This window comes from Aristaeella lactis (genome assembly GCF_018118585.1).
In the GTDB taxonomy this organism is placed as follows: Bacteria; Bacillota; Clostridia; order Christensenellales; family Aristaeellaceae; genus Aristaeella; species Aristaeella lactis.
The window spans coordinates 732867-747359 of sequence record NZ_CP069421.1; the positions used below are offsets into that span (position 1 = coordinate 732867).

The window sequence follows — 14493 nt, forward strand, 5'->3', positions numbered from 1 at the left end:
CATGGATCTGACAGCATTAAACCCTGAACAACGCAGAGCCGCTGAGACACTGGAAGGACCTGTACTGATCCTGGCCGGTGCCGGAAGCGGCAAAACACGCGCACTTACATACCGTGTTGCCAATCTGATTGACCATGGAGTACCGGCTTATTCCATCCTGGCACTGACCTTCACAAACAAGGCTGCCAGGGAAATGAAATCCAGGGTACAGAGCCTGATTGGCGAAGAGCAGGCTGAGACCGCCTGGATCAGCACTTTCCATTCCACCTGCGCACGCATTCTGCGCAGAGATATTGAAAAGATCGGATACAGCCGATCCTTTACGATCTATGATGACGATGACCAGCAGCGTGTGCTGAAAGAAATCCTGAAGCAGCAGAATATTGATGATAAATTCCTGCCTGTACGGGAAATACGCTCAAAGATCAGTGATGCCAAGAACAGGATGCTCATGTCGGATGAGTGGTTCGCCAAATCCGCGCGTGACCGGAGAGCATCCATGATTCATGATGTGATGACAGAATATGAAAAGCGCATGAAAACACTGAATGCGCTTGATTTTGATGATCTTCTCCTGAAGACGCTCATCCTCCTTGCTGATCACCCGCCTGTGCTGGATATGTACCGCAGACGTTTCCGCTATGTCATGGTGGACGAGTATCAGGATACGAACCGGACACAGTATGAACTCATCCGGCTGCTGACCGCTGAAAGCCGGAACCTGTGCGTTGTCGGTGACGATGACCAGAGCATTTACGGGTGGCGCGGGGCGGATATCCGGAATATCCTTGATTTTGAAAAAGATTATCCTGACGCGACCGTGATCAAACTGGAGCAGAATTACCGTTCCACAGGGAACATACTGGATGCCGCAAACCAGGTGATCGCCCACAATGCGGACCGAAAGGATAAAACGCTGTGGACTGAACACGGGGAAGGTGACAAAATCACCTGTTACTGCGCGCAGGATGAACGTGAAGAAGCGGCCTGGATCATCCAGCAGATACAGGAACTGAAAAAAACAGGAATACAGTACGGGGATATCGCCCTGCTCTACCGGACAAACGCCCAGAGCCGTATTCCCGAAGAAGTACTGATGCAGGCCGGGATCCCGTACCGCGTTTTCGGCGGTCAGAAGTTCTATGAAAGAAAAGAAATCAAGGATATCCTGGCCTATCTCCGTGTGATTGCCAATCCCGCGGACGATATATCCCTGACAAGGATTATCAATGTTCCCAAACGTTCCATCGGCGACAGTACCGTGCAAACGCTGACAGAATATGCTGCCAGGCAGGGGGTGCCGATTTATGCGGTTCTGGCTGATCTTCCTGAAGAACTGGGAAGCCGTGCCAGGAACAGCGTTTCTGAATTCTTCCGCATGATGATCATGCTTTGTGCCATGAAGGAAACCATGGAACTGGAAGAATTTGTGGACACAATGATCCGCATCACAGGACTGGAGGAACAATACAGGAAAGAAGATACTGAGGAATCCATGAACCGCATTGAAAACATTCAGGAATTCCGCGGTTCAGTGCATGAATTTGCCACACTCGGCGAACAGCCCACCCTGGAGGCCTATCTGGAAAATGTCGCGCTGGTGACGGACCTGGACCGGGCTGAAGACCAGAGCGGCTATGTCACGATGATGACGCTTCATTCCGCAAAGGGCCTGGAATTTGACAATGTGTTTATTCCCGGAATGGAGGAAGGCATTTTCCCTTCTTCCAGAAGCCTGGAAGAAGACAACCGGCTCGAAGAGGAAAGAAGACTGATGTATGTGGGCATTACAAGGGCCAGGAAACGCCTTTATTTGTCACGGGCTTCAGAAAGAATGCTGTATAACCAGTACAGCCATAATCCGCCGAGCCGTTTCCTGGAAGAGATTCCGGCGAGACTCATCAGGGAGGAATTCTCAGCAGCCGCACGCGGCGGATACAGGAGAAACAATGAGCGGAGTGCTGTCCGGAGAGATGAATATACCGGATGGGAAAGCGATGATTTCGTACAGGAAGCCCCAAAGCACATTCCGCTTTCGAACCTGGGAAAGCCCAAACTGAAACTGAACGGACTGAACCTGAACAGCATTCCGGGCGTTTCGAAGGGCTTTGCCGGCAGTACGGCAAATGCGCTCGCGGGCTCAGCCATGCAAAAGCTGTTCAGTCCCGGAGACCGTGTCAGGCATCCCAAATTCGGCTTTGGCAATGTGATCAGCGTATCCGGCAGCGGTTCGGACGCAAGGATCAGGATCACGTTTGAAACAGCCGGGGAAAGAGAGCTGTCACTGGCAGTGGCCCCGATTGTAAAGGTGGAGGAAAAGGAATGAACGAAGCACAGGAAAGGATGCAGGAACTTGTCAGAAAACTGAATGAAACTGCGTATGCCTACTATGTGCTGGACAATCCTGTTATTTCCGACATGCAGTGGGACCGCCTTTATGATGAGCTGAAAAAGCTGGAGGCGGAAACCGGTATCATCCTGCCGGATTCCCCGACGCAGAAAGTCGGCGGCGATCCGCTGAAGGGGTTTGAGGAGCACAGGCATATTACCCGCCTGTGGTCGCTGGACAAGGTCCAGAGCCTGGAAGAACTGGAAGCCTGGATCCAGCGTACGGAGAAACTGGCAGAAGCAAAAGACCTCCAGTACTACGTCGAGTATAAATTTGACGGATTAACGCTGAATCTTACCTATCGGGACGGCGAACTGGTACAGGCTGCCACCCGTGGCAACGGTGTTACCGGAGAAGCCATCCTGCCGCAGGCCAGGACGATCCACAGTGTGCCCAGGAAAATCCCTTATAAAGGCCTGCTGGAGGTACAGGGTGAATGCATCATGAGGCTCAGCACCCTGGAGAAATACAACAAGACAGCAAAGGAACCCCTCAAGAACGCAAGAAACGCCGCCGCGGGAGCACTGCGCAACCTTGATCCGAGGGTAACGGCCTCCCGTCACCTGGATGCCTTTTTCTACCAGGTCGGTACGATTGAGAACCCGCCTTATGACAGCCAGCCGGGAATGCTTGACTTCCTGCGGGAAAACGGTTTCCAGGTCAGCCCCTATCTCGGAAGCAGCAGGGGCAGAGAGGCACTGGAAGCCTGTATCCGGGAAATAGAACAGAGCCGGAGCCAGCTGGACTGGCTGATCGACGGCGTTGTGATCAAAGTCGGTGATTATGCCCTGCGGGAACGGATGGGATATACCGAAAAATACCCGCGATGGGGTGTCGCGTATAAATTCAAAGCGGAAGAATGTGTGACAAAACTCCTGGATGTGACATGGGAGCTGGGACGAACAGGAAAACTGACTCCGCTTGCCCATCTGGAGCCTGTGGATTTTTACGGCGTAACGGTACGCAAAGCCACCCTCAACAACCTGGGCGATATCCAGCGGAAAGACGTGGCGATCGGCTGCAATGTATGGATTCGCAGAAGCAATGACGTCATCCCAGAAATCATGGGACGCGCCGGAGACGCAACGGAAGATGAGAAGCCCATCCTGAAACCTGAATTCTGTCCGGCCTGCGGATCAAAACTGATCGAACGCGGTGCCCATCTGTTCTGCATGAACCGGGAAACCTGCCGTCCGCAGGCTGTGGCGCGGCTGGCGCATTTTGCCGGACGGGAAGCCATGGACATAGACGGGTTCAGCGAAAAGACTGCCGGACAGCTGTATGACCAGATGGGAATCCGGCAGCCTGCGGACCTGTATGCACTGACCCCCATGGATTTCCTGATGCTGGACGGCTTTAAGGAAAAGAAAGCCGGGAACCTGGCGGATGCGCTTGAAAAGAGCAAGCACTGTGAGCTGGACGCGTTCCTGTTTGCGCTCGGGATTCCCAATGTGGGACGGAAAACAGCCAGGGACCTGGCACAGCGTTTCGGTACCCTGGAAAGACTGAAGGCAGCAGATGAGGAAGCCCTTACCGCCATTCCGGATATTGGGGATATTGTCGCGGCAAGCGTGACGGAATACTTCAGTTTCCCGGAAAACAACCAGATGATCGACCGGCTGATTGCGGCAGGGGTGCATCCGAAGGAAATGGCAGCGGCATCTGAAGGAGCCTTTTCCGGGATGAGTATTGTGGTTACCGGAACACTTCCGACACTCAGCCGGAAGGAAGCGGAAGACCTGATCCGAAGCCGGGGTGGAAACGCGGCCGGTTCTGTAAGCAAAAAAACAGCCTTTGTGGTTGTTGGAGAGGATGCGGGCAGCAAGCTGAGCAAAGCCCAGAGCCTTGGCATCGAAACCATAGACGAGGCAGAACTGCTCAGGAGAGCAGGAGTGTAAGGAGAGCAAAACGAATGTTTTCAGGTATAACAAGTATTCTGGACGGGTTAAGAACTGACCCGAGCGGTACGATCATCACATTTTTATATGTGGCTGTATGCATTTTGTTCAGCCTGATTATTCATGAGTGCGCCCATGGATATGTGGCCCTTAAATGCGGAGACCCGACGGCCAAATGGCTTGGGAGGCTCACCCTGAACCCGGCAAAACACCTGGATCCGCTTGGTACAATCTGCATGGTTTTTCTGCGCGTCGGCTGGGCAAAACCTGTTCCTGTCAATCCCCGCAATTTCCGTCATTACCGGAGGGACTACATTTTCGTCTCACTGGCAGGTATTGTGACCAACCTGATTGTTTGCCTGCTCAGTCTGATTATCTCAGCCGTTATGGCCAGGTTTATCTGGAAGCCGGAGATTATCAGGGAAATAGCGGATATGGGGGAAAGATCCATACTGATCAATGTTTATGACGGCAGCTTTGCAGCTGCAGTGTATTCAGGGTTGTATTCCTACTTTGGAAGCTATGCCCAGGTGCCCTGGCTGATGTATATTCAGAGGTTATTCCTGATACTGGCGCAGATGAATCTCGGCCTGGCTGTGTTCAACCTTCTTCCTGTACCGCCGCTGGACGGTTTCCGTGTGTTTGATCAGTTTGTGTTCAAGGGACGCCTTGCCCTGACGCCGCAGATGATGCAGATGATCCACACAGGTTTCCTGATTGTCTGTATGAGCGGACTTCTTACAGGCTTGCTGACAACAGTAAACAGCGCAGTGATGGGCGTGTTCTCATCTGTCATCTCCATGCTTATATAAAATACGGGGAAGAAAAAACGGATGATCAACAGAGAGTTTAAACTGAAGGATTATGACGGACCGCTCGACCTGCTTCTGACATTGATCGGCAAAGCCCAGATCGATATACGGGATATCTTTGTCAGCGAGATCACAGACCAGTACCTGGAGATCGTACGGAACGCACCGGATCTGGACATGGATGAAGCGAGCGATTTCCTGCTGATGGCTGCCACGCTGCTTGAAATCAAAAGCAGGGCCATGCTGCCCCGGCCTCCGAAAACAGAGGATGAGACAGATCCTGAAACCGAGCTGATCAGGAGGCTGGAGGAATACAAGCGGTTCCGTGAAACAGCGGAAAGCATGAAGGAGTTTGAAAACGCGGCGAAACGGGTTTTCACAAAACTTCCGGAGGAATATCCTCTGCCGCCGCAGGAAGTGGAGCTTACCGGCCTGACTCTGGAAGGCCTGCAGGAGGCATTCCTCAGGATCTGGCAGCGCCGGCCGCAGCTGGATGATGATCCGGAAAGCAATCATTACGCGGCCAGGAATATACACCGTGACAGCCATACGGTGCAGGACTGTATGCTGAACCTGATGTACCGGATCAGGAAGAAAAAACGGATGAAATTTGAGGATGCTTTTTCAGAAGCGCCAACCCGGGAAGAAGTGGTTACCTATTTCCTGGCTGTCCTGGAACTGCTGAAGCTTGGACAGATGCATGTAAGACAGGATTCCGTTTACGGCGGGATTGAACTGATCGCGGGAAAAGCCAGGCAGAAGAAAGCGCCGAAGGATCTGGCTGATATGACTGGGGAGGTGGTCACGCTTGAGCAGTGAAGAAGGAAACCTGAAGGGAAGGATTGAAGCTATCCTGTTTGTAGCGGGAGAAGCCGTTCCGATCAGGGATCTGGCAAGAGCCCTTCAGATCAGCGAGAGTGAAACCAGGGAGGCGATCAGGGGCCTGCGTGATGAATATGATTATGAACAGCGGGGATTCCTGATCAAAAGATTTGGTGATCACGTGCAGCTTGCGACAAGACCGTTGTATTCAGGCGATGTGGTCCGGCTTCTCCAGCCGGTACAGCAGCAAAGCCTGAGCCAGGCCGCCATGGAGACGCTGGCGGTTGTTGCCTACAAGCAGCCGGTTACCCGCGCGGAAGTGGAACAGATCCGCGGGGTTAAGTGTGATTACAGCCTGCAAAGCCTGATGAACAAGGGACTGATCTGTGAAGCGGGCAGGAAGGATACCATCGGCAGACCGATCCTGTTTCGCACAACGGACGAATTCCTGAGTCATTTCGGGCTGGAAGGCCTGGAAGGCCTGCCGCCGATGCCGCAGCCCCCGGAAGAGCAGAGCGGACAGGATACAGAAACAGAAGAACTGATTCCGTAAGTCTGAAGACGGAAACATCAGATGAACCAAATGAAAGGAGACAGAACCATGGACGAGCAGAGAAGACCGAGATCCCGTGAAAAGAAGGTTGTCAGTGAAGGCAAAGGCGTCGAAAAACGCGGTGAAGGACTTGGAACGGGTCCGGTTAACAATACCGGGAACTATGAGGACCGCCGTGCGCAGCAGGGCGGAATGCCGGGTTCATCAGTCAGCCAGTCCCAGCAGCGTCCGGCACAGGGACAAAGCGCGCGGGAGCAGGTTCAGCATACTCCTTTCGGAAAGCAGCGCCCGCAGCAGAGACCGGACAGTGGTTTCCCCTTCGGAAACAGCACGCAGCGGCCGGGAACACAGAATTCCTTTGATGGCACCCGCCCGTCATCCGGTTCTTCCATGCCTTTCGGTTCACGTCCGGACAGCGGAAGCACCAATCCTTTCGGCAGCCGTCCGACATCGGGGCAGTCCGGCGCGTACGGTACACGCCCGACGTCCGGAAATAACGCGGGAGGCCAAAGACAATACAACAGCGGTATCAGGCAGAATGGTACCGGAACCGGAACACAGCGCTCATCCGGAAGCGGATCCGGATTGGGTGGAGGCAAACTGCTGCTGATCATTGCGGCACTGGTGCTGCTGCTCGGCGGGGGCGGTCTCAGCGGCCTGTTCGGCGGTGACAGCGGTGAAAGCGGCGTACAGAGCGTCCTGAATACCGTTACCCAGTCCGCGGGCACATCCTCAGGATCGGTTTCCTCCTCTTCCGGCGGCGGAATGGATCTATCGAACCTGCTCAGTTCCCTGATGGGATCCGGCAGTTCAGCCTATGACTTTACCGGCAGCGCCGGAAGCCTGCTGTCCGGGCTGAGCGGAACCGGCACAGTGTCCCAGAGCACCGCTTCCACCCCGTATTTTACCTCCTCGGGCAGTGAAAACTCCTCCTCGCTCGATGAAACGGTGGCCAGGGGAGCCAGGGACAAGTTTACCGAAATCATCGGTAACAACAAGGATGAGGTAACTATCCTTGTTTATATGTGCGGAACAGACCTGGAAAGCCAGCAGGGAATGGCAACCTCCGACCTGAAGGAAATGGCCAACGCGTCGGTCGGAGACAAAATCAATCTGCTGGTCTTTACCGGCGGCTGCAGAAGATGGCGCAACAATGTTGTTTCCTCTTCCGTGAACCAGATCTACCAGATCCGGAACGGACAGTTTATCTGCCTGGAAAAGGATATGGGAAGTTCCAGCATGGTGAATCCTGATACGCTGACGTCCTTTATCAATTACGGTAAGAAGAATTTCCCGGCAAACCGGATGTGCCTGATCCTGTGGGACCACGGCGGCGGATCTGTGAGCGGCTTCGGCTATGACGAAAAAGTGGGCCATAACCAGTCGATGACCCTGGCCGGAATAAACCGCGCGCTGAAAAAGGCGGATGTCAAATTTGATTTCATCGGTTTTGATGCCTGCCTGATGGCAACGGTTGAAAACGGGATCATGCTGAGCCAGTACGCGGATTATATGATTGCCAGCGAAGAAACAGAGCCCGGTGTTGGCTGGTATTATACCAACTGGCTGAATAACCTGAATAAAAACACCAGCATGCCGACGATCCAGATTGGCAAGCAGATTGCTGATGATTTTGTTGAAGTCTGCAGCCGGCAGTGCCGCGGCCAGGCAACCACCCTCAGTGTTGTGGACCTTGCGGAACTGCAGGCGACGATTCCGGATGAACTGAAACAGTTCAGCATTGATACCAATGAACTGATCCAGAACAAGGAATACAAAACGGTTTCCCAGGCCCGCAGCAAGACACGGGAGTTTGCCCAGTCAACCCGGATCGACCAGATCGACCTGGTGGATTTCGCGAAAAATATGGGTACAAGTGAGGGGAAATCCCTGGCAAAGGCGCTCCAGAGTGCCGTTAAATACAATAAGACCGGCGGAAGCATCAGCCACGCGTACGGACTGAGCATCTATTTCCCGTACAAGCGGGCCAACAAAGTCAGCCAGATGGTATCGACATACAGGGAAATCGGCATGGATGAGGAATACACCCGGTGCATCCAGGAGTTTGCCAGCCTCGAAGTCAGCGGCCAGGTGAGTGCGGGAACCTCCCTGAGCAGTTACGGCAGCGGTGCCTACGCTTCACAGGATCTGCTTGGCAGCCTGCTGGGACAGAGCGGCGGTTATTCCAGCTCCTATTCAGCCGGCGGACTTTCTGAACTGCTTGGCGGGCTTTACAGCGGCGGAAGCAGCAGCGGATCCACAGGAAGCATCCTGGATCTGTTCATGGGCCGGAGCATGACAGCGCAGAACGCGGCTGAATACATCCTGGACAATCATTTTGACGCGTCCACCCTCGTATGGAAAGACGGAAAGATCACCCTGGACAAAGAACAGTGGGATCTTGTAACATCCCTGCTGATCAATGTGTTCTACAATGACGGAAACGGGTTTATAGACCTGGGCATGGATACCACATATGAAAGTGACGGAAACAGCCTGCTGTCCAGTTTTGACGGAACCTGGCTATCCATCGACAGGCAGCCGGTAGCCTATTATTACCTGAATACGGTGGATGACGGCGAAAACTATGTGATATACGGTTATGTTCCGGCATACCTGACCAAGAAAGGGGATAATCAGGCAGTCCTGGTGGACCTGATCCTGAATTTTGACAGCGAGCATGACGGAGACGGATATATTGCCGGAGCAATGTATAAGTATACAGACGGTGTTTCAGACACCCAGTCAAAGGAACTGATCGCCATCGGACAGGGCGACAAGCTGCAGTTTGTGTGCGATTACTTTGATTATGACGGGAACTACCGTGACACCTATAAACTGGGTGATCCGATCATCCTTGGGAATACGGTAGAAATCGCGAATACGCCCATTGATATGAGCAAATGCCAGGTGACATTCCGCTTTACCGACATCTATCAGCAGAATTACTGGACGCCGGCGATCCACTGACAAAGAATACGGAGTATCCGAATATGGATTTGAATGACAAAATAGAAAAAGTACTGGAAAAGGTCCAGAAGGCCCCGCGATATACAGGAGGCGAGATGAATACTGAAGTGAAGGGGTGGGATGAATGTCCCATTCACTTCGGTTTCTGCTTCCCTGACACCTATGAAGTCGGCATGAGCCATCTGGGTATGAAAATTCTGTATGGGCTGATCAATCGTGAAAGCTGGAGCCTTTGCGAACGTTTTTTCATGCCCTGGACAGACATGATCGCACTGATGGAAGAGGAGAAGCTGCCGCTGCTTTCCATGGAAAGCAGGCATCCGCTGAACGAATTTGATGTAATCGGTTTTACGCTGCAGTATGAAATGAGTTTCAGCAATATCCTTGCCATGCTGAAAATGGGCGGTGTTCCGCTGGAAAGCAGGGAGCGGGGAGAAAAGGATCCCATTGTTGTGGCCGGCGGTCCCTGTGCCTTTAATCCTGAACCCCTGGCGGATTTTATCGACGCGTTTATGATAGGTGACGGGGAAGACGTGATGACGGAACTGAACCGTGTGATCCTGGAACGCAAGGAGAAAGGATACAGCCGGGAAAAATGCCTGAAGGAACTGGCGAAACTGGAGGGTGTATATGTGCCCTCCCTCTATGACGTCCAATATAACGAAGACGGAACAGTCGCCTCTGTGACGCCTAATTGCCCGGAGGCGAAAGCCACTGTCAGGAAGCGTGTTGTTACTGATCTGAACAATACGTATTATCCGGAAGAGTTTCCGGTTCCGTATACGGAAGTGGTTTTTGACCGGATTATGCTGGAAATCATGCGCGGCTGTACCCGCGGCTGCCGCTTCTGCCAGGCGGGAATGCTGTACAGGCCTGTACGGGAACGCAGCATGGAGAAGCTGATTGACCTGGCTGAAAAACTCCAGGCTTCCACAGGATACGAGGAGATCAGCCTGAGCAGCCTTTCCAGCGGTGACTACAGCTGCCTGCCGGAACTGATCCGGGAACTGATGAAGCGCATGAAGGACAAACGGGTTTCCATTTCCCTGCCGAGCCTGCGTCTTGACAGTGTTCTTAAGGAAAGCCTGGAGGAGACACAGCAGGTCCGGAAAACAAGCCTGACATTCGCCCCTGAAGCGGGAACGCAGCGCATGCGGGATGTCATCAACAAGGGTGTTACGGAAGAAGATCTTCTCGGCAAGGTCAGGGATGCCTTTGAAGGCGGATGGAGCAGTATAAAACTCTATTTTATGTCCGGACTTCCGACGGAAACCATGGAGGACCTTGACGGGATCGCAGACCTGGCACGAAAGGTCATCGCCGAGTATTTCAATGTTCCCAAGACGCAGCGGGCGAAGGGACTGCGCGTAACCGTAAGTGTCAGCGTATTTGTGCCCAAATCATTCACCCCGTTCCAGTGGGCTGCCCAGGATACCCTGGAAAAGATCATCGCCAAACAGGAACACCTGAAACAGGTACTGAATATCAAGGGCGTCACGTTCCACTGGCACGAGCCTTTTGTCAGTTTCCTGGAGGCTTGTTTTGCCAGGGGTGACAGGCGCATGGGCAATGTGCTGAAGCGGGCGTTTGAAAAAGGATGCCTCCTGGACGGATGGAATGAAACGTTCAGGTATGACCTTTGGATGGAAGCGTTCAGGGAATGCGGCCTGGATCCGGATTTCTACGCACACCGTGAGAGAAGCAAAGATGAAGTGCTGCCGTGGGATCATATTGACAGCGGCATCACAAAGCAGTTCCTCTGGCATGAAAAGGAAAAGAGCGAGCGCGCCGAGACAACAAAAGACTGCAGAAAAGGATGCAACGGATGCGGACTGCAGCGGTGGAAGGGAGTATGCTCATATGCGAATGCTCGCAGTGTTTGAAAAAGGAGAAAGAATCCGGCATATCGGGCACCTGGATATCCAGCGCAGCGTACAGCGCGGCCTGCGCAGGAGCGGGCTTCCAGTAGCCTACTCAAACGGTTTCAACCCCCATATTCTGATCACTTTCGCCAGCGCGTTATCCACGGGAGCCTGCGGTAAGCGGGAAATCATGGATGTCACCATGGCTGAGGATGTGAGTGAGGAGGAGTTCCTCACACGGATGAATCAGGCAATGCCTCCGGAAATGCAGCTGTCTGAAGCACGGGCGGTGGACCAGAAGCATCCGGCACTGATGGCCAGCCTCCGGGCGGCTGAATATGACCTGCTGATCCGCGAAAAGGATACAGCAGACAAGCTGGTCGGGGCAATTTCTGCTATGATGGAAAAGGATGCTGTCCTTGCGACGCGAAAGACCAAAACCGCTGTCAGGGAATGTGACATCAAACCGCTTATTTATGAACTGAAGGGCGAGGGACAGCATATTTATGCCACCCTCGTGCTGACAGAAAAGGAAGCCTGCAAACCGGGAATGCTGATAGAGGCACTCGCAAAAGAAGCAGGCATTGAAGGCGAGATCCGGGTGCTGATCACACGTACCGGCCTGCTGGGAATGGATGAGAACGGGAACCTGGTTCCCCTGGAGACACTTTAAAGATGATCAGGAACATTATTCAGGGTCCGGAATTCTGCGCTGTTACGGAAGACGGAGTTCTTGTGGAGTATATACAGGAAGATCCGTCCCGGCAGTGCGGCGATATCCTGACCGGCAGGATTGACAGGCTGATGCCGGGACTGAACTGCGCATTTGTGGATATAGGCCGGAAAAAAAGCGGATTTCTTCCGCTTGATGAACAAAGCAGCAGTTTTACCGGCAGCAAGCCGCGGTCAGGTGAAAAAATCATACTGCAGATCAAAAAGGAGGAGACCGGTTCCAAAGGCGCTTTTCTGACAAGGGACGTGACCTTTCCGGGAAACACGGTTATCCTGATGCCGCTTAACCGTTTTATCGGCGTCAGCAGCCGGACAGAAGACGAAGAAATCCGGGACAGGCTGAAGACGCTTGGCAGGGAAATCGCCGCAGGCAGGTTCGGACTTGTGCTCAGGAAGGCCGCTGAGACCGCTGACGCTGAAACGATCCGCGGGGAAGCAGAATCGTTGTATGAACAATGGATCGCATTAACAGAAACCGCAGCCTCCATCGGGAAACCCGGCACCGTTTTATACTCCGGCAGTGCTGCCGAACAACTGAAGCAGGACTATGCGTCACGCGGTATTGATATGGTTCAGGAAACGGAAACCCTGAGTCCGGATATCAGGAAACAGCTGACAACAGCTACAGAAAGAAAGCTTACGCTTCCGGGCGGCGGAAATATCGTTGTGGACCGCTGCGAGGCCATGACCGTGATCGACGTGAATACCGCTTCGTTTTCGGGACACGGCATGAAGGAACAAACTATCCTGGAAACCAACCTGGAAGCCTGCCGGATGATTGCCCGGCAGGTCAGGCTCAGGAACATCAGCGGAATCATCCTGATTGACTTCATTGACATGGACAGTGATACCGACCGGATCCGGGTTCAGCAGGAACTGACGGAATGCTTCAGCTGCGACAGGATCAAAACGGTCATTCATGGATGGACAAGTCTTGGTTTGCTTGAGATGACAAGGAAACGTACAAGGCCGGCGCTATATGAAGAACTATTTAAGGTCTGCCCATCCTGCGGAGGAACAGGATACAGACTGAGGGAGCAGAAAGAATGAGAACAGCGGAAATACTTGTTTCACAGGAAGAAACGGAGCGGCAGGAACGGTTTACGGAAATGATCCGGACACTTCCGCACAGGCCGCATTACTATCATGTTGTAACTTACGGATGCCAGATGAACGCACATGACTCCGAAAAAATCGCGGGTATGCTTGACCGGATGGGAATGGAGCCGTCCACCGTGCGGGAAGAGGCTGATTTTGTCATATTCAACACATGCTGCGTCAGGGAAAACGCAGAGAGACGTGCCCTGGGCAATGTCACATGGCTGAAGGAAGTCCGGAAAAGCAAGCCGGATATGATCATTGCTGTCTGCGGGTGTATGATCCAGGAACCTGGGATGGCTGAAACCATTCTGAAACAGTATAAATTTGTGAATCTCGCTTTCGGCACGTCAAACCTCCATAAACTGCCGGAACTGCTGTATGAAACACTGGACAGCGGTATGCAGCATGTCTGCGTGGAGGATAAGGACGTTATCGCGGAAGGCCTTCCGGTTCGCAGGCTCAGGCAGGACGCGGCGTACCTGACAATCATGTACGGCTGCGATAATTTCTGCAGTTTCTGTATTGTTCCGTATGTACGGGGCAGGGAGCGGAGCCGTGATATGAAGGCTATCCTATATGAGGCAGAGGGCCTTGCAAAGAGCGGCGTGAAAGAAATCATGCTTCTTGGACAGAATGTAAACAGTTACGGAAAAGGACTGCCGGACCATCCGACCTTCGCCTCCCTGCTCAGGGAGCTGGATGGAATCGGTATTCCGCGTATCAGGTTTATGACAAGCCATCCCAAGGATCTGAGTGATGAACTGATTGAGGTAATGAGCAGCAGCAGACACATCCTGCCGCAGTTCCATCTGCCCGTACAGAGCGGTAACGATGAAATCCTGAAAAAGATGAACCGCCACTATACACGGGAACAATACCTGGACCGGGTTCGGAAACTGAGGGAAGCGATTCCCGGTATCGGACTGAGCACAGATATTATTGTCAGTTTCCCCGGGGAAACTGATGAACAATTTGAAGATACAATGAGCCTTGTAAAGGAAGTAAGGTACGACAGCGCATTTACGTTTATATACAGTCCGCGCACCGGAACTAAGGCTGCCAGAATGGAAGGACTGATTCCGGATGAGGTGTCGACGGATAGAATACAGCGCCTTATCGCGCTGCAGGAAAGCCTTCAGCAGGAAACACTGAAACGGTTTATCGGACAGGAAGAAGAAATCCTTGTTGAGGGACTGAGCCGGAGAAGCAAACTTGCGGTTTCCGGAAAAGGAAGGCACGGAATATCAGTGACCGTTGACGGCAACGAGGCAGATATAGGCCGGATTCTTCCCTGCAGGATCACCGGACTGAAAAACAATACCCTGATGGGGGAAAGAATCTGAGGAGGACACAA

General features: G+C 53.0%; 10 protein-coding genes. All 10 read left to right on the forward strand.

The window, feature by feature from the left end; translation table 11 throughout:
- Position 1: 1 nt before the first annotated feature.
- From JYE50_RS03455 to miaB, 10 genes are read left to right on the forward strand one after another with little or no spacing between them, the layout of a single operon-like run.
- Positions 2-2326 carry a UvrD-helicase domain-containing protein gene (locus JYE50_RS03455; RefSeq protein ID WP_084094470.1) on the forward strand — a complete coding sequence of 775 codons (2325 nt, stop codon included), beginning with the start codon at positions 2-4 and terminating at the stop codon, positions 2324-2326.
- Positions 2323-4287 (forward strand): NAD-dependent DNA ligase LigA, encoded by a 1965-nt coding sequence (gene ligA, locus JYE50_RS03460; RefSeq protein WP_084094472.1) that lies wholly within the window; start codon positions 2323-2325, stop codon positions 4285-4287. The genes JYE50_RS03455 and ligA overlap by 4 nt, the downstream gene beginning before the upstream one ends.
- Before the next feature lie 14 nt (positions 4288-4301).
- Complete coding sequence (locus JYE50_RS03465) at positions 4302-5099, forward strand: site-2 protease family protein (RefSeq protein WP_084094474.1); 798 nt, start codon at positions 4302-4304, stop codon at positions 5097-5099.
- A gap of 21 nt (positions 5100-5120) precedes the next feature.
- The gene (locus JYE50_RS03470) at positions 5121-5918 is read left to right on the forward strand and encodes a segregation and condensation protein A (RefSeq protein WP_084094476.1); all 798 of its coding nucleotides are present in this window, start codon (positions 5121-5123) and stop codon (positions 5916-5918) included.
- Complete coding sequence (gene scpB / locus JYE50_RS03475) at positions 5908-6474, forward strand: SMC-Scp complex subunit ScpB (RefSeq protein ID WP_179138188.1); 567 nt, start codon at positions 5908-5910, stop codon at positions 6472-6474. The genes JYE50_RS03470 and scpB overlap by 11 nt, the downstream gene beginning before the upstream one ends.
- A gap of 48 nt (positions 6475-6522) precedes the next feature.
- Positions 6523-9444 (forward strand): clostripain-related cysteine peptidase, encoded by a 2922-nt coding sequence (locus JYE50_RS03480; RefSeq protein WP_179138189.1) that lies wholly within the window; start codon positions 6523-6525, stop codon positions 9442-9444.
- Positions 9445-9467: 23 nt separating this feature from the next.
- On the forward strand, positions 9468-11327 hold the full coding sequence (locus JYE50_RS03485; RefSeq protein WP_084094482.1) for a TIGR03960 family B12-binding radical SAM protein: 1860 nt from the start codon (positions 9468-9470) through the stop codon (positions 11325-11327).
- Positions 11305-11979, forward strand: coding sequence for a TIGR03936 family radical SAM-associated protein (locus tag JYE50_RS03490; protein WP_084094483.1), 675 nt, complete (start codon positions 11305-11307; stop codon positions 11977-11979). The genes JYE50_RS03485 and JYE50_RS03490 overlap by 23 nt, the downstream gene beginning before the upstream one ends.
- A 2-nt stretch (positions 11980-11981) precedes the next feature.
- Positions 11982-13088: a ribonuclease E/G gene (locus tag JYE50_RS03495; protein ID WP_084094485.1), complete on the forward strand. Its 1107-nt coding sequence runs from the start codon at positions 11982-11984 to the stop codon at positions 13086-13088.
- 59 nt (positions 13089-13147) lie between these two features.
- A complete protein-coding gene (gene miaB, locus JYE50_RS03500; protein ID WP_436197980.1) occupies positions 13148-14482 on the forward strand; it encodes a tRNA (N6-isopentenyl adenosine(37)-C2)-methylthiotransferase MiaB in 1335 nt (444 codons plus the stop codon).
- Positions 14483-14493: the final 11 nt, after the last annotated feature.

Excerpts from the sequence above, each read along its gene's own strand:
- JYE50_RS03455 (WP_084094470.1), top strand. The coding sequence starts at position 2 with ATGGATCTGACAGCATTAAACCCTGAACAACGCAGAGCCGCTGAGACA.
- miaB (WP_436197980.1), top strand. The coding sequence starts at position 13,148 with ATGATCCGGACACTTCCGCACAGGCCGCATTACTATCATGTTGTAACT.
- JYE50_RS03465 (WP_084094474.1), top strand. The coding sequence starts at position 4,302 with ATGTTTTCAGGTATAACAAGTATTCTGGACGGGTTAAGAACTGACCCG.
- JYE50_RS03490 (WP_084094483.1), top strand. The coding sequence starts at position 11,305 with ATGCGAATGCTCGCAGTGTTTGAAAAAGGAGAAAGAATCCGGCATATC.
- JYE50_RS03485 (WP_084094482.1), top strand. The coding sequence starts at position 9,468 with ATGGATTTGAATGACAAAATAGAAAAAGTACTGGAAAAGGTCCAGAAG.
- JYE50_RS03495 (WP_084094485.1), top strand. The coding sequence starts at position 11,982 with ATGATCAGGAACATTATTCAGGGTCCGGAATTCTGCGCTGTTACGGAA.
- ligA (WP_084094472.1), top strand. The coding sequence starts at position 2,323 with ATGAACGAAGCACAGGAAAGGATGCAGGAACTTGTCAGAAAACTGAAT.
- JYE50_RS03480 (WP_179138189.1), top strand. The coding sequence starts at position 6,523 with ATGGACGAGCAGAGAAGACCGAGATCCCGTGAAAAGAAGGTTGTCAGT.
- JYE50_RS03470 (WP_084094476.1), top strand. The coding sequence starts at position 5,121 with ATGATCAACAGAGAGTTTAAACTGAAGGATTATGACGGACCGCTCGAC.